Here is a 25048-nt window from a genome sequence, read left to right on the forward strand (position 1 = left end):
AGGCCCGCGCGAGCTTGCGCGCACAAGCGCTCATGCATGCGGTTTCCGGCTCTCATCGTCGAGCAACCGGCCGGAAACCGCACCGCCCAACGTCAGGGTTGCGAATCACAGCCGCCACAATTACCGGCAATTCTCCAACCGGAGATTGCCATGAAACCGATCCATATTGCTTCGTTCGCGTTTACCCTTTTGACCCTAGCCTCCTGCGCCCCAAGCCAGCGCGAGTATGAGACGGTGCAGACGGCGGTTCAAGGCAGCCCCGCGCTTCAGAGAGCGATTGTGAAGGATTGCATCAGCAAGAGATGGTCGAAATCCGACCTCGAAACTGGCGCGTTGATCATGAGCGTTCCGATCAACAAGGTCCAGGCGTTGACCTGCAAGCGGTTGACGAGCGCTCTGGCATCGGGCCGGCTGAAGTATGCGGACGTCCGCCCCGGCCAACCTACGGTCAACCTCATAAAGATCGTGCAGGGGCGCTAAGCAGCCTTTCACGGACCAACGGTGGAGACGATCCGGGGCAAGGCCTTGCCGGCTCTTCCGGCCGACCTTGCCACGTTGGCGGCGGAAACTGTCGAAGCCTTCGAGCGCCTGGGCCCCGACCCGCACGGCTCCACCTACGGCTTCTTCGATGGCCATGGCTGGAACATGGCCTTCGACCATGGGGAGCACCGGCTGTCGGAACTGGCCGAACTCGTTGACGATCCCGAGCATGCGCCGACGATGCTGCGCAGCGTCGAGACCTGGGCCGCGACCGTGGCGCGGGCAACCTGACCCGCGCCATAGTCGATCTCGTTAGGCGTCCTGGCTCGAATGGGCCCAATCCATGTAGAGATCGCGTGCCTTGGCGGCGACCGGTCCGGCCTGCAGGTCACGGTCGTCAAGGCGGGTGACCGGCAGGACCTTGGAATAGTTGCCGGAGGTGAAGATCTCATCGGCAGCCTCGAAATCGGCCATCGACAACGTCGCCTCGACAACCTCGAAACCGGCTTCGCGCAACAGCGTCATGACGCGGAAGCGGGTGATGCCGGCAAGGAAGGTGCGGTTGGCGGCCGGCGTGAACACGACGCCATCCTTGACCAGGAAGACGTTGGACGAGCCGGTTTCGGCGATGTTGCCGAGCATATCGCGCACCAGCGCATTGTCGAAGCCGCGCGACCGCGCCTCGGTCAGGATGCGGGCATTGTTGGGATAGAGGCAGCCGGCCTTGGCATCGGTCGGCATGGATTCGAGCGTCGGCCGGCGGAACGGCGACAGGGTCAGAGACGAGCCGCCATGGCCGTTACCCATCGGCGCCTCGAACAGGCAAAGCGCAAAGCGGGTCGATTCCGGATCGATGGCGACCATCCCGGCCGCACCATGCTCGGCCCAATACATCGGCTTGACGTAGAGCGCGGTCTGGCCGTCGAATTTCTTGGCGCCTTCCCAGGTCAAGGCCTCGATCTCTTCCGGCTTCACGGTCGGCTTCAGTCCGAGCGCCGTTGCCGAGCGGTTGACGCGCTGGCAATGCAGGTCGAGGTCCGGCGCGATGCCGTCGAAGAAGCGGGCGCCGTCGAACACGGTCGAGCCCAGCCACATGGCATGGGAGGTCGGGCCGATCAGCGGCGGATTGCCGGACAGCCATTCGCCGTCGACATAGGTCCAGGTCACTGAGCGGGGGGATGTATCGACGGCCATCTGCGTCTCCTTCACGTTTTGTCTTCCGTATCTTCCGCCATAGCTCGAAAAAGCAGCATGGGGGTGAATGGGTACATCAAAAAATGTCATGGCGTCCATTCTGGCACCGGAACGGCCTCTCGCGTAGTCTCTCTCGCAGGGCAAAGGGGCAGACGTGCACATCATCAGGCATCTTGATCAGGACGACGTGGAAATCTTCCGCCGCATACGGCTGGAGGCGCTGCAGCGCGAGCCGCAAGCCTTCGCTTCCACCGCGGCGGATTGGGCGCGGCTGTCGACGGCGGAATGGCAGGCAAGGCTCGCCGCAAACACCGTCTTCGTCGCGCTCGACGGGGGTGAGCCTGTCGGCATGATGGGACTCATGCGCCAGCGCTCCAGCCGGATGGCGCACCGTGCCACCATCATCATGGTCTATGTGCGCCGCGAGGCGCGCGGTTCCGGCGTGGCGCGCGAGCTTCTTGCACACCTGACCGACCATGCCCGCTCGACCGGCATCCGGATGTTGGAGCTCGTCGCCCGCGCCGACAACGAGACGGCCATCCGCTTCTACAGGCGCGAAGAGTTCCACGAAATCGGGCGCGTTCCAGGTGGCCTGCTCGACGGCGAGGAAGAGGTCGACGAAATTCTGATGGCGCGGCACATAGACGGTCGCGCCGCACCGGCCAGACATCGCAAGGAGTGCCCCGATGAAAGCCATGTACTACGACGCCTTTGAGAAGACGCCCGAGATTCGCACGTTTGCCGATCCGACGCCGACCGAAAACGGCGTGGTCGTCAAGGTCGAGGCGACGGGTCTGTGCCGCTCCGACTGGCATGGCTGGATGGGGCACGACGCCGACATTCGCCTGCCGCACGTGCCGGGCCACGAGCTCGCCGGCATCGTGACCGCCACCGGCCGCGGCGTGATGCGCTACAAGGTCGGCGACCGGGTGACGGTACCCTTCGTTTCCGGTTGCGGCCGCTGCGGCGAATGCCGTTCGGGCAACCAGCAGGTCTGCGAGGCGCAGTTCCAGCCGGGGTTCACCCATTGGGGCTCATTTGCCGAATATGTCGCACTCGATTTCGCCGACCAGAACCTGGTGCATCTGCCTGAGAACATGGACTTCAAGACTGCCGCCAGCCTCGGCTGCCGCTTTGCCACCTCGTTTCGCGCCGTCGCCGACCAGGCACGGGTCAAGGGCGGCGAATGGGTGGCGGTTCACGGCTGCGGCGGTGTCGGCCTTTCGGCGATCATGATTGCTGCTGCACTTGGCGCACATCCGATCGCGATCGACATTTCCGAAGAAAAACTCGCCTTCGCCAAGAAGCTCGGCGCCGTTGCCACGGTCAACGGCCGCGACACGGACGACGTCGCAGGTGCCGTGAAGGAGATCACCAGCGGCGGCGCCCATGTCTCGATCGACGCGCTCGGCCATCCCGTCACCTGCTTCAACTCGATCAAGAACCTGCGCCGGCGCGGCCGCCACGTGCAGGTGGGCCTGATGCTCGGCGACCATGCCACGCCGGAAATCCCAATGGCGCAGGTGATCGGCCACGAGCTCGAGATCTATGGCAGCCATGGCATGCAGGCTTGGCGATACGACGCCATGCTGTCGATGATCGCTGGCGGCAAGCTCAATCCGCAACAGTTGATCGGCCGCGAGATCTCGCTCGAGGAAGCGATCCCTGCCCTCGTTTCGATGGACCGCGCCACCGATCTCGGCATCAGCGTGATCACACGGTTCTGAAGGGGACATTCCAAAGCCTGTTTGCTTTTGGCTGCGGATGCGATTTTGCCCTTAAGTCAGAACCGGTTTCAGGGCAAAATCACCACAGGAAGAATCACGACGAGGTCCTGTCATGGCGCTAGCGGCAGCTGCCACCGGGGAAGAACTCTACAGCCCCGTTCTTAATGCCAATCCGGCCCATCCGAACGGATGGCCCATCCAGATGGTCATCAGTTCACAAACGGAGGCGCGGCACAATCGGGCGCTCTGGGCACCGACGCACCTGATCTCGATGCGGGCGCCGGCGAGCCGGCTGCTGTCGATGATCGAGCTGCCGCCCGAAAAGCACCTGGAACTCTATTTCGGCGACGCCACCGACCCCGATGCTCCTGACGCCGCCCGTCCGGACGCGATCGAGGCGGCCTTCAATTTTATCGACGGCTTGCCTGAGGATGCGCATCTGCTGGTGCACTGTCTGCGCGGCATCGGCCGCGCGACGGCACTGAGCCTCGGCATTCTTGCGCGGTACATGTCGCCCGAGGAAGCGGCCGCGGCGTTGCATGCCCTGCGGCCGGAAGCCAAGCCGAACCGGCATGTGGTCGGGCTTTGCGATGCGGCGCTCGGGCTCAAGGGAAAGCTTGCCAAACAGGCCCTCCGCTTCCCCGCAAAGGTCTGGAAACCAGGCAAAGGCTGACGCCTGGTGGCGCAATGCCGTTGTGCAACGCACAAATCTTTGACATGATCGCGCAAAAGAACGGTATTCGCGGCGTGCCAACACCGGCACAATGCGGTAAGCCTTTGTTTTCGGCCACGCTTTTACGGGGTATGACATTTTGTCCCGCTGTGTGGCCGGGGATGACAGACGGGAGGAAAGAATGTCCCACGCGGCCTATGTGTTCGATGCCTATGGCACGCTTTTCGACGTGCATGCGGCGGTTCGGCGCCATGCCGCCGAGATCGGTCCGGACGGACAGGCGTTCTCCGAACTCTGGCGCGCCAAGCAGCTCGAATATTCCTGGGTGCGCTCCTTGATGGGCGCCTATCAGGACTTCTGGCAACTGACCGAGCAATCGCTCGACTACGCATTTTCCCGCTTCCCTTCCGCCGACCGCAAGCTGAGGAAACCGCTGCTTGATGCCTATTGGACGCTCGATTGCTACCCGGAGGTTCCCGCCGTTCTGAAAGGGCTGAAGGAGCGCGGAGCGCGGCTCGCGATCCTTTCCAACGGTTCACCTGATATGCTGGCTGCAGCGGTGCACAATGCAGCGCTCGAGATCGTCATCGACGACGTCTTCTCCGTCGACACGGTGAAGACCTACAAGGCGGCACCAGCGGTCTATGATCTCGTCACCACGCGCTATCGGCTTTACCCGCATGCGGTTTCCTTCCAGTCGTCAAACCGCTGGGACATTGCAGGGGCGACGAAGTTCGGCTTCCGCACGGTCTGGATCAACCGGGCCGACATGCCTGACGAATATCGTGACCAGGGGCCGGCGTTGATCCTGCCTTCGCTCGAAAGTCTGCAATTCGGTATCTGAGGTTTTGTCTCAATGGCTTGGTCGGCGTCGCAATACCTGAAATTCGAAGACGAACGCACGCGGCCGGCACGCGATCTGCTGGCGCAGGTTCCGGACCTGCCCTCCGGTCCTGCCTTCGATCTTGGCTGCGGCCCGGGAAATTCGACCGAACTGATCCACCAGCGATTTGCGGACGCCTCCCTTTCCGGCCTCGACAGCGACGAAAACATGCTGCTGGCCGCCGCCAAGCGGTTGCCGGGCCTGACCTTCGAGAAGGCTGACCTGGCGACCTGGGTGCCGCCGAAGGGCGCGTCGCTATTCTTCGCCAATGCCGTCTTCCAGTGGCTGCCCGATCACCTCGACGTGCTGGAACGGCTGACCGCTTCGCTTGCGCCCGGCGGTACGCTGGCGGTGCAGATGCCCGACAATATCGATCAACCGACCCATCTGCTGATGGAAGAAACGGCCCGCAGCGCCGACTTCGCCGATGCCTTCGAGGGCCGGACGATCCGCCGCAATGCGTTGCCGGCACCGACTGTCTATGTCGAGCGTCTGTCGCGCCATGCGCCCCATATCGAGGTCTGGCACACGATCTACTATCACCGGCTGGCGAACACCAAAGCGATCGTCGAATGGGTCAAGGGCACGGGCCTGCGCCCCTATCTCGATGCGCTGCCGCCTGAGCGACGCGACGCCTTTGCTGCAGCCTATACCGACCGGATCCGTGACGCCTATCCGGCGATGAGCGACGGCCGGGTGCTGTTGCGCTTTCCCAGGTTCTTCGTCGTCGCCGTCAAGGCCGACTAAGACACACCATCCCGCGGGCCATGCATCAGATCCGTTCGGCCAGGAAGTCGATGAAGGCGCGGATGCGGGCCGCGAGATGTTCATGGCCGGCATAGACGGCGTAGACCGTTTCGATCTCGTCCGGCCGATAATCCTCCAGCAACGCAACCAGCCGTCCCGCGGCCAAGTCCGGCTCAGCGTGGAAGCGGCCGATACGGCCGATGCCGACACCGGCGAGACAAAGCTGCTGGACGATCGCGCCGCTCGAGACCTGCAGATTTCCGAAGACCGACAGAAGCTCGGCCGAAGTTTGGCCGGGGGCACGGAAGGCCCACTCGTCGACGCTGCGGCGGAAGTTGAAGCGAATGCAATTGTGATTTTCCAGGTCGGCAGGCGTCTGCGGCACGCCGTGTCTGGCCAGATAGGCCGGTGACGCGATCACCACCGGCCGGCTCTCCATCAGCTTGCGCGCCTTCAGCGACGAATCGCGCAAGGGGCCAGTGCGGATCGCCACGTCGGCCCGTTCGCCGACCACGTCGATCAGGCTGTCCGTCAGGGTCAGATCGAGGCGCACCTCCGGATAACGTTCGAGAAATTCCGGCGCGAGCGGCAGGATGTAGCGCTCGCCGAAGCCGACCGATGCGTTGATGCGCAGAAGCCCGCGGGGAGAGAGCCGGCCGCCGGCCGCAACCAGTTGCTCGGTCTCGGCGATCTCGGTCAGAATGCGTTGGGCGCGTTGCAGGTAGACTTCACCCTCCGGCGTTAATTGCAGGGACCGGGTCGAGCGCACCAGCAGGCGCGTGCCCAGCCGATCCTCGATCCGGGTGACCAGCTTGCTGACCGCAGATGGCGATAGCCTCAGCCGCCGGCCGGCGGCAGAAAAGCTGCGCGTTTCGCAGACGGCGACGAAGACCTCCATTTCACCGGCGCGGTTGTCCATCACTCACCTATGAATTCAGTTCACAGCCGTTTATCCGATTATACGGATTATCGCGCAAGCTCTCCACCCTCATATTCCCGTCGAACACATCAACACCAAAACGCCCGGTCCTCCCAGCCGGACGGGAAAAGGTCTTGTCATGCCCATTGCACTCTTCGCATTGACGATCGCGGCCTATGCGATCGGAACCACCGAGTTCGTCATCGTCGGCCTGCTGCCGACGGTTGCCGACGATCTCAACATCACCCTGCCGCTTGCCGGCCTCATCGTCAGCGTCTACGCGCTCGGCGTCACCTTCGGCGCACCGATCCTGACGGCGCTCACCGGCCGGATCGAGCGCAAGCCGCTGCTGGTCGGACTGATGGCGCTGTTCATCATCGGCAACGCCGCGGCGGCACTGGCGCCGAGCTACGAGCCTCTGCTCATTGCCCGCGTGATTTCCGCCTTCGCCCACGGCGTCTTCTTCTCCGTCGGCTCGACCATTGCCGCCGACCTCGTGCCCGAGGATCGCCGTGCCTCGGCGATTGCCATGATGTTCATGGGCCTGACGGTCGCCATCGTCACCGGCGTGCCGCTCGGCACCTGGATCGGCCAGACCTTCGGCTGGCGCGCCACATTCTGGGCTGTCACCGGGCTTGGAGTCATAGCGCTTGCCGCCATCGCCACGCTGCTGCCAAACACGCTGACCAAGGCGCCGCCGGCAAGGTTGATCGACCAGGTGCGCGTTCTCGGCTCTGGTCGGCTGCTGATCGTCTTCGCCATGACCGCGCTCGGCTATGGCGGTACCTTCGTCGCCTTCACCTTCCTGGCGCCGATCCTGCAGGAAATCACCGGCTTTTCCGAAGGCGCCGTCAGCCTGATCCTGGTGCTCTACGGCGTCGCGATCGCGATCGGCAACATCGCCGGCGGCAAGATCGCCAACCGCGATCCGGTGAAGGCGCTGGTTGGCCTCTTCCTTGCTCAAGCCGTCGTCCTTGTGCTCTTCACCTTCACGGCCACGTCGCAAGTCCTGACGCTGGTGACACTGGCAAGCCTCGGCTTCCTGTCGTTCGCCACCGTGCCCGGCCTGCAGCTCTACGTCGTGCAGCTTGCCAAGCAGCATCGGCCCGGCGCTGTCGACGTCGCCTCGGCGCTCAACATTGCCGCCTTCAACCTCGGTATCGCCATCGGCGCCTGGCTTGGCGGCGTCATCGTTGCCTCGTCGCTTGGCCTCGGCATGACGCCGGTCGTCGGTTCCGTTCTGGTCGTTGGCGCGCTGCTGCTGACGCTTCTGAGCGGCGCACTCGATCGCAAGGCAGAAACAGTCGCCCAGCCGGCTTGACCAAGCGGCCAACTGGCCCACCTATACCCTCGCCTCTTTCCCGCCCGGCCGATGGCCGGGCGTTCTGCAAAAACAAGGAGTTCCCACATGCATTCGGTCAATTCCAACGGCGCCAACATCCCGGCGCTCGGCTTCGGCACCTTTCGCATGCCCGGTGCCGACGTGCTGCGCGTGCTGCCGGAAGCGCTGAAGCTCGGCTTCCACCACGTCGATACCGCCCAGATCTACGGCAACGAGGCTGAAGTCGGCGAAGCCATCCACAAATCGGGTATCGCCCGCGCCGATATCTTCCTCACCACCAAGGTCTGGGTCGACAAATATGCCCATCGCGATTTTCTCGCCTCTGTCGACGAGAGCCTGATGAAGCTCAAGACGGATCACGTCGACCTGCTTCTCCTGCATTGGCCGGGTGGTAGCGACGTGCCGATGGCCGAGCGCATCGGCGCACTGAATGAAGTGCACAAGGCCGGCAAGGTCCGCCACATCGGCGTCAGCAACTTCAACACCGCCCAGATGGAAGAGGCGGTGAAACTCAGCGACGCGCCTGTTGCCACCAACCAGGTGGAATACCATCCCTATCTCGACCAGACGAAGGTGCTCGCCACGGCCCGCAAGCACGGCATGTCGATCACAGCCTACTACGCCATGGCCAACGGCAAGATCCCGAACGATCCGCTGCTGAAGGACATCGGTGCGCGCCACGGCAAGACCGCGGCGCAGGTGACGCTGCGCTGGCTGGTGCAGCAGAAGGATGTCATCACCCTGTCGAAGACAGCAACGATCGAGCGCCTGAAGGAAAACTTCGACATCTTCGACTTCGCGCTTGGTGACGGCGAGATGGCGGCGATCCATGGCCTCGCCCGTCCGGACGGCCGCATCGTCAGCCCCGAGGGTCTGTCGCCGGTGTGGGACAAGGCCGCCTGACAATAGTTGCCGATCCGCCGCCGGTCGAGTTCCAAACCGGCGGCGGATGATCTATGCAGATCCCCTGGGGAGATCGATGCCGATCTCCCCAGGGGACGCACTGTCGATGGGAGGGGCCGATGACGTCGAAAACCGTTGAGGTGGGCGACATCGCTCCGGATTGGCCGGCCATCATCGCCGTCGTGCTTGGCGTTACCGCCTTTTCCGTCGCGCAAGGGCTCACCTATCCCTTGATTTCGCTGTCGCTGGAAGGCCGCGGCGTCTCGGCCGCCACGATCGGTCTCAATGCCATGGGCTTTGCCGCCGGCCTTGCCGCGGCGACCCTGCTGCTCGGGCATCTGACGCGACTTGCCTCCGCAGACAAGCTGATCATCGCCAGCCTCTGCGGCTGTTCCCTCTGCCTCGCAACACTTGCGTCCACCTCCTCGCTTCCGGTCTGGTTCATCGCCCGCTTCGCGCTCGGCTTCTTCGTCAGTATGGTCTTCATGCTGGGCGAAGCCTGGCTCAACACCGCCTGCCCGGACCGGCTGCGCGGCCGGGTATCCGGCCTCTACGGCGCCGGCATGTGCGGCGGCTTTGCCGCCGGGCCGCTGGCGATCCCGCTTCTCGGCACCAGCGGCGGGCTCGGCTTTGCGTTGCTGGCGATCTATATCGCGCTCGTCGCCTTCCTCACCGGCCTTCTGACGATGGGCGCGCGGACGCGGCCGGAGCCATCTTCGACGCGCGATCTGTTCGCGTTCTTCCGGCACGCGCCGACCCTGATCCTGATGGTGCTGATGTTCGGCTTTGCCGATATTGCGGCGATCTCGGCGATGCCGGTCTATTTCGTCAAGTCCGGCCACAGTCAGGCCTTCGCGGCGTTGAGCGTGACGGTGCTTGCGGTGCCGACGGCACTGGCGCAGCCCTTCATTGGTGTCTTGCTCGACAAGTTGCCGCGTCGGCGGGTGGCGATTACTGCAGCCGCGGTGGCGGCAACCGGCTATCTCGCCATTCCGTTGGTGACGTCGGCACCGCTCTTGCTGGCGCTGTTCGCGCTGATCGGCGCTGCCAGCTTCGCCCTCTACACGGCAGCGCTGACCATGCTCGGCGAGCAATATCGCGGCAGCATGCTGGTGGCTGGCAGTGCCGCCTTTTCGCTGGCCTATGCTGCCGGCAGCGCGGCCGGATCGGGCGCCACCGGCTTTCTCATGGCGCTGATCAATCCCACTGCCGGTCCGCTCGGGGTCGGCATGGTACTGGTCATGTTCACGCTGATATTCGCCGTCGCCGGCAGGAGATAGGCGCGGCCGTCAGCGCCGACAAAGTCGGGTAAGCGCGTCGCCAAAAACACGCGCCGCCGGCCCGAGCGGCTCGTCGATCCGGTGCACAAGATAGGCCTCGGCGGCGACCTGGCTGTTGCGGCCGAGCGAGGCCGTAGGCAAGCGAACGAGCCGGCCCTCGGCGAGATCGCGCTCCACCTGCCACAGCGGCAACCGCCCCCAGCCGAGCCCCGCCAGGATCATCGCATGTTTGGTATCCTGGTTGCTGACTCGGCAGGTCTGCGGCGAAAGCACGCCGAAGTCGCGCCCCTCCGATCGCTGCGAGGGATCCGACTGGACGATCTGCAGATGGTCGGCGAGCTCCGGGCTGCCGAGCACGCCGTTGACGGCGTTCAGACCCAGCGGATGCTGCGCGGCCACCACCGCGATCAGCTGGACGTCCGTCAGCGCCTGCCGGCCGATCGCCGGATCGCGAAAATCTTCACCCACCATGATCCCGAGCGTGAAGCGTCGCTCGATCAGGCCATCGAGCGGGCCGCCGAGCGGCGAAACCGAAAGCCTGATGGCAACCGAGGGAAAGGCCACCCGCATTTCCTTCAGTGCAGCGCCGACGGTCACAATCGGAAACAGCGTATCGACGATCAGCGACAGTTCCAGCTCGATGCCCTCGCCGAGGCCGCGGGCGCGGGCACGCATGGCATCGACGCGCAACAGGATATCGCGCGCATTGGCAAGCAGAGCCTGGCCTTCGGGTGTCAGCACCGGCCGGTGGCCAGAGCGATCGAACAAGGAAACCCCGAGCCCGGCCTCGAGATTGGCGATGGCGTGGCTGACGGCAGACTGGACGCGGGACAGCCGGCAGCGCCGGAGCGAAAACTGCCGCTTTCGGCAACCACCACGAAAGTCCGCATCTGGTCCAGGGTCAAGGCGTCAATCATGATCGATTCCATAGATCAGTTTGATGCATTTTATATCACTTTTTCAGATCGATGAAAGCACCCATCCTGCCTGACATCAGCGGCCGCGAACGCTCCGCAGACCGAAGCAAGCGCAACAAGGGAACCGGAAATGACAAAGATCCTCGTGCTTTACTACTCCTCCTACGGTCACATCGAGACCATGGCCGCAGCCGTTGCGGAAGGCGCACGGGCCGCAGGCGCCAGCGTTGCGGTGAAACGGGTGCCGGAGATCGTACCGGAAGCCGTCGCCATCAATGCCGGCTACAAGCGCGACCAGGACGCACCCGCCGCAAGCGTTGCCGAACTGCCCGATTATGACGCGATCATCATCGGCACGCCGACGCGGTTCGGTAACATGGCCGCGCAGATGAAGAACTTCCTCGATCAGGCGGGCGGCATCTGGGCCAGGGATGCGCTGGTGGGAAAAATCGGCAGCGTCTTCACCTCGACCGGCAGCCAGCACGGCGGCCAGGAGTCGACGATCCTGGCAACACACACGGTGCTGCTGCATCTCGGCATGGTGATCGCCGGTCTGCCCTACAGCTTCAAGGGCCAGATGCGCATGGATGAGATCAGCGGCGGCTCGCCCTATGGCGCCTCGACGCTCGCCGACGACGGCAATGGCGGCGACCGGCAGCCAAGCACCAACGATCTGGAGGGTGCACGCTTCCAGGGCCGCCACGTCGCCGAACTGGCGCGGGCGCTGGTCGCCGGCCGGGCGCGTGTGGCGGAGGTGGCCTGATGTCGACGGTCATCGCTTTCGTCCCGGAAAGGACCAGCTGGACCGCAGTAACGGCGGTCGTTGCCGCCGGCATGGTCGCCGCAATGCAGGTGGGCAAGGGGCTGATCGCCGGCCCCCTGCTGCAGGCCGATCTCGGGCTCGACCTGACCGCACTCGGCTGGCTTACCTCCGTCTTTGCGATCGTCGGCGTTGTCGGCGGCATGCCGGCCGGAGCCATGGTCGCGGCCATCGGCGACCGGCGCATGCTCGGCGTCGGCATGGGCATCCTCCTGCTCGGCATCATCACCGGTGCCGCGAGCCAGAACTTCACGCTGCTCATCCTGTCCCGCATCTTCGAGGGGTTCGGTTTCCTGCTCGTCGTCGTTGCCGGTCCGGCGATCCTCATGCGCATTGTCGGCTCCGGGCGGCGTGATCTGGTCTTTGCGGTCTGGAGCTGCTTCATGCCGGCGGGCATGGCAATCGCGATGCTCACGGGTCCTCTGTTTGCCTCCTGGCAGGCAATCTGGTGGATCAACGGCCTCGTCGCGCTCCTCAGCCTGTTGACGATCATTGCAGCGATATCGCCCTCGCAGAGCAGGCCCCGCCCATCCGCTGGCGGCTTCCACGCGGACGTGATCGCAACGGTGAAAAGCCGAGGGCCGGTGCTGCTCTTCGCCCTTTTCGCCCTCTACAGCCTTATGACGTTCACCCTGTCCAGCTTCCTGCCGATCCTGCTCGTCGCGCTTGGAACGGCTGGGGTGCTCAGTGCCCTCATCACGCTTTCCAACGTCATCGGCAATCTTGCCGCCGGCCACATGCTGTCCCGCGGCGTCGGCCGCGGTCGTCTGGTTATCACTGCAGCCACGCTGATGGGCGCTGCCGGCCTCTGGATCTTCCTTTCGCAGTCGGGTGACTTGCTGACGTTTACATCATGCGTGCTATTTTCGGCGATTGGCGGACTGATCCCTGCGACCTTGATATCGACCGTACCGATGCTGTCGCCAAGCCCGGCGCCCGCACCGATGGCGATGGGCCTCTTGATGCAAGGCAGCAATCTCGGGCAGCTCGTCGGACCTGTTGCTGTCGGAACCGCGATCGAAGTTTACGGCTGGACTTCCGGTGCGGCCTTCATCGGCATCGGCGCACTCGCCTGCATCCTGCTGGCGACAACTCTTGATCGCGCCCTTCCTGTTAAGGAACAGAAGAAAGCGTGATGGAGCATCTGTTCGACACCCTCTACGGCGCCGGGGCGGAACGGCTCAGCTTCGCCCCCAATTTCACCGGTCGCGCCTTCGTACTTCGTCGCGATGCTGGCACCCTGCTCGTCTGCGCCTCGCGGCAATTGGCCGAAGAGGCCGAAGGCCTCGTTTCGGTGGGCGCGATCGCACGGTAGCACATCAACCACCATCACCAGGCGATGCCCTCCTGCGATTGGGCCTCAGACCACCTCGGCGCACCGCTGTTTGGACCCTGGAACGCCGGCAGATCCGGGCACATTGCCGAATGGCCGGTGGTTTTGCTGATCGCGAACTGCCTTCCGCGGATTTTGAAGTGATCCCCACACCTGGGCATACGGCGGGCTCGGCCTGCTTTCTCTGGGACGATGGCCAGCGTCGTGCCGAGCCTGGCAAAGGGACTGCCGCTTCATCAGACCGAGGTACGGGAAACGGAACGCCAGATCGATGCGATGACGCGGCGGCTGAAGCACGGTGCCGATGGTTAGAGCATTTCCAGGAAAAGTGCGAAGCGATTTTCCGTCAGGAAATCCGTAAAAAACAAAGAGATAGAGCGTTTCTGCGACTTCGTCCAAACCCGAAACGCTCTATCGTCGATCGAGGGTACGACACCAAGACAACAAAAAACCCACCGGCGCTGGCGCCGGTGGGTTTTCTTCAAGCAGAGCCGAAAGAGATCAGACGAACTGGCTGAGGCCCGGGACCGAGGCGACAACTTCGTCGACGACATCGGCGCCAGCCTTTTCCTTGGCGAAAGCAATGGTTTCCTTGGCGAGCGAGGTGATCTCGCCCATGCCGAGGCCCTGGCTCATCAGCTGCTGGCCGAGCGCCATGACACCGCCGCCGCCGATCGCCGACATCAGGCCGTCGAGCAGACCGCCGCCGCCCGTGCCTTCGCCGTTGTACTGTGCGATCAGGTCGGTTGCGCCCGGGATCGATTCGATCATCTGGGCGACCGGACCGTCAGCCGCTTCGCGCTGCAGGAAGCCGAGGATCATGCCGACAGCCTTTTCAGCCGTCGCAGGCTCTAGGCCGACATTCTCCGCTACGCGCGTGACCAGTTCATTCATGGATAACTCCTCGTTGAATTTTGACGTTGACGTCAAGGTAAATGATCGCTTCCGAAATAACAAGCGACGATGGATGGAATGCCGGGCAATCCACCAGCTTTCAAGCAGCTCTCCGCGCATCGCGTAGCGGCGCAATTCCGCGGCTCGGGGCAATCGTTTCACGGTCGTGACCGCTTGGCAATGCGACCGATCGGCCGCCACCAGCTCCGCTGGTTTCGGGTTGCGCGCCGCAATCACCTTGTTGCCGGGTGGAGCAGCACCGCCTATAACAGGAACGAGCCACATTTCGATGACGGGCCCGGCAGACATGCCGCGAACCGCCCGCTTTCATTGATGAAACGGAGATGAAGCCCACATGGTGGAAGAAGGCAAGCTCTTTATCGGCGCCAGCCGCAAGCCGGATGATACGATCAACAAAGGCGAATATCTCGAGCTGAAATTCGGCAACCGCCACGGGCTCATCACCGGCGCCACCGGCACCGGCAAGACCATTACCCTGCAGATCCTCGCCGAAGGATTTTCCAACGCCGGCGTTCCGGTGTTCTGCGCCGACGTCAAGGGCGACCTCTCGGGCATCGGTGCGATCGGCGAGGCCAAAGACTTCATCCTCAAGCGCGCCGAACAGATCGGCCTGCCGACCAACCCCTACGAGTTCCAGGAATTCCCGGTCATTTTCTGGGATCTCTACGGGGAAAAGGGCCACCGCGTCCGCACCACCATGTCGGAAATGGGTCCACTCCTCCTGTCGAGGCTGATGAATGCGACGGACGCTCAGGAAGGCGTGCTCAACATCGCCTTCAAGATCGCCGACCAGGGCGGCCTGCCGCTGCTCGATCTGAAGGATCTGCAGGCGCTGCTCAACTACATGGGCGAGAACGCCACCCAGCTTTCCAACCAGTTCGGCTTCATCTCCAAGGCCTCCGTCGGCTCGATCCAGCGCGAACTGCTAATCCTGGAACAGCAGGGCGCCGAACATTTCTTCGGCGAGCCGGCACTGAAGATCACCGACATCATGCGCACGACCAATGACGGGCGCGGCGCGATCTCGGTGCTTGCCGCCGACAAGCTGATGATGAACCCGCGCCTCTACGCGACCTTCCTGCTGTGGCTTTTGTCCGAGCTGTTCGAGGAGCTGCCTGAGGTCGGCGATCCCGAGAAGCCGAAGCTGGTGTTCTTCTTCGACGAGGCGCATCTGCTGTTCAACGATGCGCCGAAGGTGCTGACCGAGCGGGTCGAACAGGTCGTCCGCCTCATCCGCTCCAAGGGCGTCGGCGTCTATTTCGTGACGCAGAACCCGCTCGACGTGCCGGAAACGATCCTCGGCCAGCTTGGCAACCGCGTCCAGCATGCGCTGCGCGCCTATACGCCGCGCGACCAGAAGGCGGTGAAGACCGCCGCCGACACCTTCCGCCCGAACCCGGAGTTCGACTGCGCCACCGTCATCACCAATCTCGGCACCGGCGAGGCGCTGGTCTCGACGCTCGAAGGCAGGGGCGCGCCGTCGATGGTGGAGCGCACGCTGGTGCGCCCGCCGCAATCGCGTGTCGGCCCGCTGACGGCGGAAGAGCGGCAGAAGGTCATGGATGTCAGCCCCGTCCGTGGCCAGTACGACGAAGATTTCGACCGAGATTCGGCCTATGAAATGCTGACGGCGCGCGCCAAGAAGGTGGCGGAAGCGCAGCAGCAAGCCGAGCAGGCGCCGGTGGAAGCCGATACCGGCGGTGGCCGCTGGACGCTTCCGGGCTTCGGCGACGACGAGTCTGCGGCCCCGGCCGGAAAGCAGGCCCGTCCGCGCTCCTCCGGATATCAACGCGAAACCGTGGTGGAAGCGGCGATGAAATCGGTTGCCCGCACCGTTGCAACCCAGGTTGGCCGCGCATTGGTTCGCGGCATCCTTGGCAGCCTGAGCAGGCGCTAGAGTATTTCCAGGAAAGTGCGAAGCGGTTTTCCGTCAGGAGATACGGAAAGGCAGGAGCGAGGGCGTTTCCCCGGCTCCTCTAAAGCGGAAGCGCCGCAGCGCAACGGCGCGGACGCTGTCCGCCGCGGCGATAGAATAGACCATCTCTGCACGCCCTGATCCGCCGGATCAGGGCGTGCCTGCATCTTGAAAGGACATCCCATGGACGTGAAAGACTCGAACGGCGCCATCCTCAACGACGGCGACAACGTCACCCTGATCAAGGACCTGAAGGTCAAGGGCACCTCGACGACGCTGAAGCGCGGCACGGTGGTCAAGGGCATTCGCCTCACCGACAATCCTGACGAAGTCGAGTGCCGGGTCGAGAAGATCAAGGGCCTCGTGCTGCGCACCGAATTCCTGAAGAAGGCCTGATGCTGCTGCGCGCGGCAGGAAACGGGTAGCGCGCCCTCGCCGTCAATGACGCGCGAAGCTGAGCAGACAAACAATAAAGCCCGGCGGGAGCCGGGCTTTATTGTTTATTAGCGAAACGAGAGGCTTAGAGCGTTTCCGGTTTAAACGAAGCCGCAAACGCTCGGCCTCTTTGTTTCCAAGCATTTCCTGACGGAAAACCGCTTCGCACTTTCCTGCAAAGGCTCTAGGCGACCGTCAGCGTGACGTCGATATTGCCCTTGGTCGCATGGCTGTAGGGGCAAACGATATGCGCCTTCTGGACGAGATCTTCGAGAACCGCCTTGTCGACGCCCGGCGAAGTGATTTCGAGTGCAGCGTCGATGCCGAAGCCGGTGCCGTCTTCGCGCGGGCCGATGCCAACCGTGCCCGTCACGGTGGTGTCTTCCGGAAGCTTTACCTTCTCCTTGCCGGCGACGAATTTGAGCGCGCCGAGGAAGCAGGCGGAATAGCCGGCAGCGAAGAGCTGTTCGGGATTGGTGCCGCGGGCGCCGTCGCCGCCAAGTTCCTTCGGCACGGTCAACGTAACGTCGAGAACGCCATCGGCGCTCTTGGCCTGGCCGGCGCGGCCACCGGTTGCGGATGCAGTGGTACGATAGAGAATGGGCATTGGCGGGGTCTCCTTTGCGTTTCGTTGTCGAATGAGAATTACATACTGCAAAATTAAATTGTGCGCAAATTAATTTTGCAAATTGCATTTTCGGCCCAAATTTGCGACAATGCTGAGATGACGATCAAAGCGGCACAATTCGACACGCTCCCGGACGAAGCGCTGACGCTCGGTAAACAGCTCTGTTTCGCCGTCTATTCCGCTGCGCATGCCTTCAACCGCGCGTACAAGCCGCTCCTCGATCGTTTTGGCCTCACCTATCCGCAATATCTCGTGCTGCTGGCGCTCTGGCAACAGGACGGAATGACGGTCAAGCGTATCGGCGAAGAGATCGGGCTCGATTCGGGAACGTTGTCCCCGCTGCTGAAACGGCTAGAGGCGGCAGGTTATGTCGGTCGGCAACGCGATCCCGGCGACGAACGGCAGGTGATCGTCAGCCTGACGGAGAAGGGTCATGACCTCAAGACGGAGGCTTTCGGCATTCTCGCTGATATCGGCAAGGCGTCGGGCTGCAGCCTGGAGGAAGCCCGTGAAATCAGGGAAACCCTACATCAGCTGACGCGACGGCTCTCCTCCGGCGAGAGCGAAGTCTGATCGCGGGCGGCAACGTCGAAATTTCAAAACTTGAGAAACGTGCCGGGATCGTGGCTGTCGCGCCGATCTTGCGCAGCACAGAAACCGGGCGCGCAGGTCGAACGCCCGGACTGATCCAACCTGCGGCGCTGTAAGCGCAGCTCAGACGACGAGGATCGGCGCCTTGCCTCGCACGCGGTCATAGAGATCTATGACATCCTGATTGAGCATGCGCACGCAACCCGACGAAACGGCCTTGCCGATCGACTGCCATTCGGGCGAGCCATGCACGCGGTAGAGCGTGTCCTGCCCGTTCTGGAAGATGTAGAGCGCGCGGGCGCCCAGCGGGTTGTCGATACCAGGTGCCATGCCGCCATTGCTGGCGGAATACTTTGCCAGCTTCGGCTGGCGCGCGATCATCGAATCGGGCGGCGTCCAGCGTGGCCACTTCTTCTTCCACTGGATGACGCCGCGGCCCGACCAGGCAAAGCCCTCGCGACCGAGACCAACTCCGTAGCGCAATGCGCTGCCACCCGGCTGGATCAGATAGAGGAACCTGTCACCGGTATCGACGACGATCGTGCCCGGACGCTCGCCGAAGGGATCGCTGACCTCCTGGCGATAGAAGCGTGCATCGATCTGGCGATAAGGCACGGCCGGGATCTGATTGCCGCCATCGTCGACAGCGGCATAGATATCGCCGAAATAGGCGCTCTGCGGCGGCAGGCCCGTCGGCAACGGACCTCCATAGGCAGGGCCTTCCAGAATGACCTCGGCACGCGGATCGACCCAACGCCCTTCAAGAGCAGGATTGCGAAAGATCGGCGCAGTTTCCTGGCGGAAGCGATCGGTGTTCATCGAAGACGTGCAGCTCGCAAGGCCCGCGGAGGCGAGCGCAATACCGGACGTGCGGAGAAACTGGCGACGGGAGAAAATAACTGAAGAGGACATCGAACTCTGAAAGGCTTGAGTGCGCGACGAACTGGAGTGCTGCACGAAATTGATTAATGAAACGATTCGCGCAGACCCGCCCAATTTAAGAATGCTGGCATCTACGGCTGGAACGAGGCTTGTGTCGGTAAACGTCGGATCACGTTTCCGACAGCTTTTTCGGCGTTACGCCGGCGTGGCTCAAATGCCGTCGGCGTTCAAGCCGGGCTGGCGCAACAGCGCCTCAAAATCCGCTGATGCAAGCGGGCGGCTGAAAAAATAGCCCTGGATCTCGTCGCAACCGCTATGGCGCAGGAACTCCACCTGCGCCTGGGTTTCGACCCCTTCGGCGATCACCCGCAGCCCGAGATTTTGTGCGAGCGATATGATCGCCGCGGTGATGGCCCTGTCGTCGACATCACCAGGGATATCCTCGACGAAGGATCGGTCGATCTTCAGGCGACGGACGGGAAACCGCTTCAATGCGCTAAGGCTCGAATATCCCGTGCCGAAATCGTCGATCGCCAGATGCACGCCGATCGCCTTCAGTTCGTGCATGGTCGCCAATGCGCCCGGCACGTCCTGCATGATCAGGCTCTCGGTCAATTCCAGCTCGAGAAACCGCGGCTCCAGCCCGGTCTCGGCGAGAACGGCGGCGACATGCGCCGCCCAGTTTCGCTCGCGGAACTGGCGTGCGGAAACGTTGACGCTGACGATCAGCAACGGCAGCCCGGCCTCGTGCCACGCCTTGCACTGACGGCAGGCGGCGCGCAGCACCCAATCGCCGATCGGCACGATCAGTCCGGTCTCTTCGGCCAGCGGAATGAAATCGCCCGGCGAAATCATGCCACGCTCGGGATGCCGCCAGCGAAGCAGCGCTTCGGCGGCAAAGACCCGGCCGCTCTCGATATTCACTTGCGGCTGGAAATGCAGCAGGAATTCTTGCCCCGCGATCGCCTGGCGCAACTCCGCCTGCTTCAACAGCTTTTCGTGGGCCTTGTCGGCCATCTCCTCGGTGAAAACCTGCAGATTGTTGCGGCCGAGCTCCTTGGCGCGGTACATCGCCATGTCGGCATTGGCGAGCAGCTCGCCGACCGTCTTGCCCTGGTTGGGGAAACAGGCAACGCCCATGCTGCAGGATATCTGCAGGCTGCGGCCGTTGATCTGCATGGGCGCAGCAATAGCCGCCCGAATATCCTCAAGGCGTGCGAGCACGACATCGCGCTCGCAGGGCAGGCCGTTCAGAAGAAGGATGAATTCATCGCCACCGACGCGCACGACCATATCGGATTTGCGCACCGATGCGCGCATGCGCGTGGCGGTCACCTTGAGCAACTCGTCACCCGCCGCATGACCCAGCGTGTCGTTGACGAGCTTGAAGTTGTCGAGATCGAGGAAGGCGAGGACCGCCCATTGCCTCGTTCCGCGCAACGCTTCCAGGGCTTCGGCGACCTGCTCTTCGAACAGCGCCCGGTTCGGCAAACCGGTCAACGCATCGTGGTGAGCCATGAAGCTGATGCGGTCTTCGGCCTGCTTGCGCTCGATCGCGATGCCCGCCAGATGGGCTGCCATGGCGATCAGCTCCTTCTGGGGTTCGTCGGGAACGCACACGGTTTCCGAATAGAGGGCAAAGGTGCCGAGCACCTTCCGATCGCGAGAATGGATCGGTGTCGACCAGCAGGCATGGAAGCCGTAGGGCGTGACGACCTCCTTGCAATCCTCCCAGAGCGGGTCGCTATGAATATCCGCAACGATCACCTGCTCGCCGCGCCAGGCGGCCGTGCCGCAGGAGCCCGCTTTCGGGCCGATCTCGAGACCATGGATCAGGCCACAATAGGTTTCGTCCAGGCTCGGCGCGGCACCATGCAGCAGGTGACGGCCATCGGCCGATAGCAGCAGGATCGAGCCGCGGATCCGCGGCACCAGCGCCTCGATCAGCAGGATCAGTTCGCGGAAAAATTCTTCGAGCGGCCGGCCGTTGGCGATCATCTCCAGAAGATGCGCCTGGCCCTCCAGCAAACGTTCTGCCGCCTTGCGGTCGGAGATATCGCGTGACACGCCGACGATGCCGACGATCTTGCCGCGCTTGTTGCGCAACGGCACCTTGGACGTCATCAGCCAGCGATCGCGACCCTTGGTCACCATCGCACGCTCTTCGATGCCGAAGATCGGCTCTCCCGTCTCGATCACCCGGCGCTCGACAGTGGCGATGATCTCGGCCAGATGTGGCGGATGCAGGTCGAAATCGGTCTTGCCGATGATGTCGCGAAGCGATTCCAGTCCGTTGTCTTCGATAGTGACCTGGTTGGCGATGAGGAACCGGCCCTCGGTATCCTTGGCATAGATATAGTCGGGCACGTGGTTGATGATCGTTTCCAACCAGTAATGCCGGTCGGCAATGTCAGGGTCGGAAGGAAATATCCGGCTCATCTCATCGGCCAGACGATTGCTCGCATCGATCAGGCAGCGCGTATCCTCGTTGCCGCCCACATTGAGGGCCGCATAACGCGGATTGCGGGACGTGTTCTTCGCCAAGCAAGGCCTCCGGAAGCACAATGTCGAGATCGGTCTGACTTCCCCAACCAACGATAGGCGGCCAAAGGTTAGCCGTCCCTAAATAAGACAAGGAAAATCGTGCAGAGGTTGCATTTCGGTGCTCAATATAGCCGGAAAGATGGGGCGGCGCGAGCCGCCCCATGCCAAATCAGGACAGAACCCTGCGCAATGGCGGAACCAGCATCAGTGCCTGGTCCGCAACGATCATTACGATGATCGCAATGCCGGTCAGCGGAAAGGCCAGCCCGAACAGTAGCGCCAGCAACCACAATCCGGCATAGATACTACGCCGCGGCGGCATCGGCGGCACGCCGATGCGCCCGGCCGGGCGCCGTTTCCACCACATCACAACCGCCGAAACCGACACGAATATGATCGCCAGGCAGGTCGCAAGCATCAGCAGCTGGTTGAACAGCCCCCATTCCTGGCCCTTGTGAACGTTGATGCTCCATTCGATCGCCTTGCCGAGTGGCGGGTACTGGCCAAAGGCGATGTCGACCAGCGGCTCGCCGGAATATTGATCGATGTGCATCGTGCGTTCGCGGGAGAGATCGGCGGGAAAAATCGCCGCGGTGTAGACACCGGTCTCGTCGGCGGGAATGGCCAGTTCATAGCCAGGCAGCATGCCGGCCTTGTCGGCAATCGCGACGGCCCTGTCGAGCCCGATGGACGGGACTGAGCCGCCGCCGGCCGCCGACATCGGGACCGGCGCGTTCTCCACCAGCCAGCCGGCCTTGGAGAGCACGTCGGTCGACACCTTCGTCGAGGTCGGGACATCGTCCCAGAGCTCGGCCGGGTAGCCCAGACCAGCCGCCGTCAGCTTGCCGTTGACGGTCGAGCCCCAGTAACCGGACCAGAGCAGACCGGAAAAGGCGAGAAAGACGATGAGCAGCGCCGAGGCGATGCCCGTGACCGCATGCATGTCGCGCCAGAACACCCGTCGCCCCGGTGTGCCGCGGACGGTGATCACACCGCCGGTCTGCTGCCGTGGCCACCAGAGATAAATGCCGGTGACGACGAGCAGCAGCGCAAAACCCGCGACAATCTCGATGATCGTTTCGACACGTTTGCCGAAAAAGTCGAGGCTGTGCAGGTCTTCGACCACCTGGTTGAACTCGTCGCTCGGGGCGACCATGTCGAGTATGCCGGCAGTATAGGGATCGACATAGACCATCAGGCGCCCTGCGCCTACGCCCACCGTCACGCGTGCCGACCGATCGGCACCGGCCGGCGTGCGATAGGCAACTGCCGTGCTGCCCGGCACCGCCTCGACGGCGTTGGCGACGATCGCCGAGGGCGGCAGCGGCGTCTCCCCCACCGCAACGATATTGCGATAGGCAAAGAACGTGTCGTCGATCTCGTCGTTGAAGAGATAGAGCCCGCCGGTCACGGCAAGGCTGATCATGAATGGAATGACCAGAAGGCCGGCGAAGAAGTGCCAGCGCCAGATCGCGCGGTAGAGCGAAATGCCGCGCTCGGCGACATCGGGCAGTCGCGCGGCGCCGGAAAGAGATGCAGTCGTCATGGGTGTCCCCCCGGGAAAAGCCCAGCGATGACCAGCTGGCGGCTTACCCTTGCTTGAAGTCTGGATGTGGTGGTTGCGCCAGCCGCTGGAGCGAACGCGTCGACCGAGAACCCCTCGTCGACAGTGCGCGTGCTGGCACTCAACCCTTCAGAGGCAGATCAGGCGGAAAACGGTGGGGGCGCGCGAGGCCCGGAGCCAGCCAGCAGCACCGGACGAGCGAGCAAAAGCTTGGCTGCTGGCGAAGAGAGCGCCAGGAACGTAGGCGCGGTCTTGGCGTGAAACGCCTGAGGCGTGGGCAGAAGCACCGGCGCGGCGAGACAGCAGGACTGGCATGCATGCGCTTTCGTGCCGCCCTTGCCATCCGGATCGTCATGGCCGGCCAGGCAGAGGTCGGGAAGCGAGCCGTCGGGCAGAACATAGGCTGCCATATCCGGTGCAGCCCGCATGGCGGCGCCCGCTGGCAGTTGCACCAGGGCGGAAACGATGAACACCAGCGCGCAGAAAATGCGCACTGCCGCGTCCATCCTCATCCACTCTCGCCGCGGTCGCGCCAATCAAGCCCCCATATCGATGCTGGGATTGCTAGTGTGCGAAGGTCTGAAAGACAAGCGGCCTTACCGCCGCACCGGTCGTTCAGCAAAAGATTTCATGCGAGATATCAACGCCCGCCGCTTCTTGCGCGGTCCGCGATTGCCTATGACAAGGGTATGCAAATGACAGGAGGAGACCGGACATGCTGACGATCTATGGCGTCTATCGCTCGCGCGCATCGCGCAATTACTGGATGGCGGGAGAACTCGGCATTCCCTTCAAATCCGTACCTGTTAAGCAGGCCTATAGGCTGGCCGATCCGCTGGCGGACGATGCGCCTGTTAACACCAAGTCGGCGGAGTTTCTCGCCGTCAATCCGATGGGCTTGATCCCGGCGATCGACGACGATGGCCTTGTGCTGACGGAATCGCTTGCCAACAATCTCTACCTCGCCCGCAAATATGGCGGGCCGCTTGCGCCCATCGACGTCCGGGAAGAAGGACTGATCGGCAATTGGACGATGTGGGCGGCCACCGAAGTCGAGCCGCACGCCGTTCGCATCATTCTCACCTACGATGCCGGCACCGAGAACACCGATGAGGGCAAAGCCAAGGTCAGCGCGGCTGTCACCGCATTGGGCAAGGCCTTTGCCTATCTCGAAAGCCATCTCGATGGCCGGGACCATATCGTCGGCGACCGCTTCACCGTCGCCGACCTCAACCTCGCGGAAGTGTTCCGCTACGCCATGAGCCAGACGGAACTGTTCGACGGGCATCCCAAGGTCAAGGCGTGGCTGGCGCGCTGCCAGTCTCGTCCGGCTTTCAAGGCGATGATGGAGGTTCGGTCAAAGGAAGCCGAATAGGCTTCTGCCATCGAACGCCACGCCGGCGAAGCGACATTAGTCACTCGCAGACGGTGGCTTGAAACGGGTGCGTGGCGCCTTGAGGTCGAGCAGTCGCATGCCCTCTTCGACCTCGTCGCGCACCCAACGTTTGAACGCCGTGGTGGCCTTGCTCTCCCGCCTTGAGGGCGAGCTGACGAAGTAGTGGCCGTAGCCGGTACGCGCGCGGATACCGTAGGGAACGACGAGACTGCCCTCGGTCACGGCGAAACCGGCAAGCGTCTGCCAGGCGAGCATCACGCCTTGGCCGGCAATCGCGGCATCGAGCACGAGCGATGCCTCGTTGAAGGTATGGCGCACGCCCAATTCGGCACCGGAAAGCCCGACCTCGCGCAGCCAGACCTCCCAGGTAAACATCGAATGGCCGTCGATAACCGCCGGCATCTTTAGAATATCTGCAGGCTCGCGCAGGTTTTCAGCCATCGCCGGCGAGCAGACCGGGAAAACCTCCTGCTCCAGCAACAGCTCCGATTTGACCCCCGGCCAGCGACCCTCACCAACACGAATTCCGACATCGACATCCGATGTATCGAGATTAACGAGCCTGGTCGTCGCGTCGATGCGCAGCCTGATATCAGGATGGCGCTCGGCGAAACGATTGAGCCGGTAGACCAGCCAGCGCGCGGCAAAGACCGGCGCGACCGAGATTGTCAGCACCGATTCGTCCCGCCGCCGCGCCGAGGCAACCGCCTCAGCCAACTCGCCGAAAGCATTGCTCAGCCGCGCCAGGAACAGCCGGCCGAAATCCGTGGCCACCAGCCCACGCGATGTGCGCTCGAACAGGATGCGGCCGAGCTGCGCCTCGGATTTGGCGATCTGCTGGCTGACCGCGCCGGGGGTCACCCCCAATTCCTCGGCTGCTGCTGCCAGCGAGCCAAGGCGACCGGCCGCCTCGACCGCACGCAAGCCGTTCAGGTGAATAGCATTCAATTCTTTCATATA

At 63.2% G+C, this 25048-nt stretch carries 26 protein-coding genes and 2 pseudogenes; 18 read left to right on the plus strand and 10 right to left on the minus strand.

What is annotated here, in order from left to right; genetic code table 11:
* The first annotated feature begins 150 nt into the window (after window positions 1-150).
* Together IB264_RS06320 and IB264_RS06325 are read left to right on the plus strand one after the other, a co-directional pair.
* Window positions 151-480, plus strand: coding sequence for a hypothetical protein (locus IB264_RS06320; RefSeq protein WP_025426275.1), 330 nt, complete (start codon window positions 151-153; stop codon window positions 478-480).
* 24 nt (window positions 481-504) lie between these two features.
* Window positions 505-771 (plus strand): annotated as a pseudogene (locus tag IB264_RS06325) (hypothetical protein); the annotation flags it as partial.
* A 21-nt stretch (window positions 772-792) separates the two neighbouring features.
* Here the strand turns inward: IB264_RS06325 and IB264_RS06330 are convergent.
* Complete coding sequence (locus IB264_RS06330) at window positions 793-1674, minus strand: branched-chain amino acid aminotransferase (protein ID WP_025426273.1); 882 nt, start codon at window positions 1672-1674, stop codon at window positions 793-795.
* Window positions 1675-1834: 160 nt separating this feature from the next.
* Between IB264_RS06330 and IB264_RS06335 the strand changes: the two genes are divergently transcribed.
* From IB264_RS06335 to tam, 5 genes are all read left to right on the plus strand, one after another.
* A complete protein-coding gene (locus IB264_RS06335) occupies window positions 1835-2389 on the plus strand; it encodes a GNAT family N-acetyltransferase (RefSeq protein WP_051509198.1) in 555 nt (184 codons plus the stop codon).
* Window positions 2361-3401: a zinc-dependent alcohol dehydrogenase family protein gene (locus IB264_RS06340; protein ID WP_025426271.1), complete on the plus strand. Its 1041-nt coding sequence runs from the start codon at window positions 2361-2363 to the stop codon at window positions 3399-3401. Before IB264_RS06335 ends, IB264_RS06340 begins: the two co-directional genes overlap by 29 nt.
* 112 nt (window positions 3402-3513) lie before the next feature.
* Window positions 3514-4074 (plus strand): phosphatase, encoded by a 561-nt coding sequence (locus IB264_RS06345; protein WP_025426270.1) that lies wholly within the window; start codon window positions 3514-3516, stop codon window positions 4072-4074.
* A gap of 181 nt (window positions 4075-4255) precedes the next feature.
* Window positions 4256-4918, plus strand: coding sequence for a haloacid dehalogenase type II (locus IB264_RS06350; protein WP_025426269.1), 663 nt, complete (start codon window positions 4256-4258; stop codon window positions 4916-4918).
* 12 nt (window positions 4919-4930) lie between these two features.
* Entirely contained in the window at window positions 4931-5704 is a 774-nt protein-coding gene (gene tam / locus IB264_RS06355; RefSeq protein WP_025426268.1) for a trans-aconitate 2-methyltransferase, read from the plus strand.
* A 25-nt stretch (window positions 5705-5729) separates the two neighbouring features.
* Here the strand turns inward: tam and IB264_RS06360 are convergent, their stop codons facing one another.
* The gene (locus IB264_RS06360; RefSeq protein WP_025426267.1) at window positions 5730-6623 is read right to left on the minus strand and encodes a LysR family transcriptional regulator; all 894 of its coding nucleotides are present in this window, start codon (window positions 6621-6623) and stop codon (window positions 5730-5732) included.
* Between the two features lie 139 nt (window positions 6624-6762).
* Here IB264_RS06360 and IB264_RS06365 point away from each other — a divergent pair, with 139 nt between their 5' ends.
* From IB264_RS06365 to IB264_RS06375, 3 genes are all read left to right on the plus strand, one after another.
* Entirely contained in the window at window positions 6763-7944 is a 1182-nt protein-coding gene (locus IB264_RS06365) for an MFS transporter (RefSeq protein WP_025426266.1), read from the plus strand.
* Window positions 7945-8031: 87 nt separating this feature from the next.
* Window positions 8032-8868: an aldo/keto reductase gene (locus IB264_RS06370; RefSeq protein ID WP_025426265.1), complete on the plus strand. Its 837-nt coding sequence runs from the start codon at window positions 8032-8034 to the stop codon at window positions 8866-8868.
* A gap of 119 nt (window positions 8869-8987) precedes the next feature.
* Complete coding sequence (locus IB264_RS06375) at window positions 8988-10148, plus strand: MFS transporter (protein ID WP_025426264.1); 1161 nt, start codon at window positions 8988-8990, stop codon at window positions 10146-10148.
* A gap of 9 nt (window positions 10149-10157) precedes the next feature.
* Here the strand turns inward: IB264_RS06375 and IB264_RS06380 are convergent.
* Window positions 10158-11065, minus strand: a pseudogene (locus tag IB264_RS06380) (LysR family transcriptional regulator).
* 130 nt (window positions 11066-11195) lie between these two features.
* On the opposite strand from IB264_RS06380, the gene wrbA reads away from it, so the two are divergent.
* The 4 genes from wrbA (at window position 11196) to IB264_RS06400 (ending at window position 13736) form a co-directional block, all read left to right on the plus strand.
* On the plus strand, window positions 11196-11828 hold the full coding sequence (gene wrbA, locus IB264_RS06385; protein ID WP_025426263.1) for an NAD(P)H:quinone oxidoreductase: 633 nt from the start codon (window positions 11196-11198) through the stop codon (window positions 11826-11828).
* A complete protein-coding gene (locus IB264_RS06390) occupies window positions 11828-13021 on the plus strand; it encodes a CynX/NimT family MFS transporter (protein ID WP_025426262.1) in 1194 nt (397 codons plus the stop codon). Before wrbA ends, IB264_RS06390 begins: the two co-directional genes overlap by 1 nt.
* On the plus strand, window positions 13021-13200 hold the full coding sequence (locus IB264_RS06395) for a hypothetical protein (protein WP_025426261.1): 180 nt from the start codon (window positions 13021-13023) through the stop codon (window positions 13198-13200). Before IB264_RS06390 ends, IB264_RS06395 begins: the two co-directional genes overlap by 1 nt.
* Before the next feature lie 110 nt (window positions 13201-13310).
* Window positions 13311-13736: an MBL fold metallo-hydrolase gene (locus IB264_RS06400; protein ID WP_128090419.1), complete on the plus strand. Its 426-nt coding sequence runs from the start codon at window positions 13311-13313 to the stop codon at window positions 13734-13736.
* On the opposite strand, the gene IB264_RS06405 is transcribed toward IB264_RS06400, so the two are convergent.
* On the minus strand, window positions 13720-14112 hold the full coding sequence (locus IB264_RS06405; RefSeq protein ID WP_025426260.1) for a hypothetical protein: 393 nt from the start codon (window positions 14110-14112) through the stop codon (window positions 13720-13722). The genes IB264_RS06400 and IB264_RS06405 overlap by 17 nt on opposite strands.
* A gap of 355 nt (window positions 14113-14467) precedes the next feature.
* Between IB264_RS06405 and IB264_RS06410 the strand changes: the two genes are divergently transcribed.
* Together IB264_RS06410 and IB264_RS06415 are read left to right on the plus strand one after the other, a co-directional pair.
* The gene (locus tag IB264_RS06410; protein WP_025426259.1) at window positions 14468-16030 is read left to right on the plus strand and encodes a helicase HerA-like C-terminal domain-containing protein; all 1563 of its coding nucleotides are present in this window, start codon (window positions 14468-14470) and stop codon (window positions 16028-16030) included.
* A gap of 201 nt (window positions 16031-16231) precedes the next feature.
* Window positions 16232-16444 (plus strand): alkylphosphonate utilization protein, encoded by a 213-nt coding sequence (locus IB264_RS06415; protein ID WP_025426258.1) that lies wholly within the window; start codon window positions 16232-16234, stop codon window positions 16442-16444.
* A 223-nt stretch (window positions 16445-16667) separates the two neighbouring features.
* On the opposite strand, the gene IB264_RS06420 is transcribed toward IB264_RS06415, so the two are convergent.
* Window positions 16668-17090 carry an organic hydroperoxide resistance protein gene (locus tag IB264_RS06420; protein ID WP_025426257.1) on the minus strand — a complete coding sequence of 141 codons (423 nt, stop codon included), beginning with the start codon at window positions 17088-17090 and terminating at the stop codon, window positions 16668-16670.
* Between the two features lie 117 nt (window positions 17091-17207).
* Here IB264_RS06420 and IB264_RS06425 point away from each other — a divergent pair, with 117 nt between their 5' ends.
* A complete protein-coding gene (locus tag IB264_RS06425) occupies window positions 17208-17684 on the plus strand; it encodes a MarR family winged helix-turn-helix transcriptional regulator (RefSeq protein ID WP_025426256.1) in 477 nt (158 codons plus the stop codon).
* Window positions 17685-17825: 141 nt separating this feature from the next.
* Here the strand turns inward: IB264_RS06425 and IB264_RS06430 are convergent, their stop codons facing one another.
* From IB264_RS06430 to IB264_RS06445, 4 genes are all read right to left on the minus strand, one after another.
* Window positions 17826-18614 (minus strand): L,D-transpeptidase family protein, encoded by a 789-nt coding sequence (locus IB264_RS06430; RefSeq protein ID WP_025426255.1) that lies wholly within the window; start codon window positions 18612-18614, stop codon window positions 17826-17828.
* A gap of 180 nt (window positions 18615-18794) precedes the next feature.
* Window positions 18795-21128 carry an EAL domain-containing protein gene (locus tag IB264_RS06435; RefSeq protein ID WP_025426254.1) on the minus strand — a complete coding sequence of 778 codons (2334 nt, stop codon included), beginning with the start codon at window positions 21126-21128 and terminating at the stop codon, window positions 18795-18797.
* Between the two features lie 169 nt (window positions 21129-21297).
* On the minus strand, window positions 21298-22674 hold the full coding sequence (locus IB264_RS06440; protein ID WP_192433215.1) for a PepSY domain-containing protein: 1377 nt from the start codon (window positions 22672-22674) through the stop codon (window positions 21298-21300).
* Window positions 22675-22832: 158 nt separating this feature from the next.
* Window positions 22833-23186, minus strand: coding sequence for a hypothetical protein (locus IB264_RS06445; protein WP_128090418.1), 354 nt, complete (start codon window positions 23184-23186; stop codon window positions 22833-22835).
* 221 nt (window positions 23187-23407) lie between these two features.
* Here IB264_RS06445 and IB264_RS06450 point away from each other — a divergent pair, with 221 nt between their 5' ends.
* Complete coding sequence (locus IB264_RS06450) at window positions 23408-24067, plus strand: glutathione S-transferase family protein (RefSeq protein WP_025426251.1); 660 nt, start codon at window positions 23408-23410, stop codon at window positions 24065-24067.
* Window positions 24068-24103: 36 nt separating this feature from the next.
* On the opposite strand, the gene IB264_RS06455 is transcribed toward IB264_RS06450, so the two are convergent.
* Window positions 24104-25045 (minus strand): LysR substrate-binding domain-containing protein, encoded by a 942-nt coding sequence (locus tag IB264_RS06455; protein ID WP_025426250.1) that lies wholly within the window; start codon window positions 25043-25045, stop codon window positions 24104-24106.
* Window positions 25046-25048 lie beyond the last annotated feature (3 nt).

Source organism: Ensifer sp. ENS11 (assembly GCF_014851895.1).
GTDB lineage: Bacteria > Pseudomonadota > Alphaproteobacteria > Rhizobiales > Rhizobiaceae > Ensifer > Ensifer canadensis.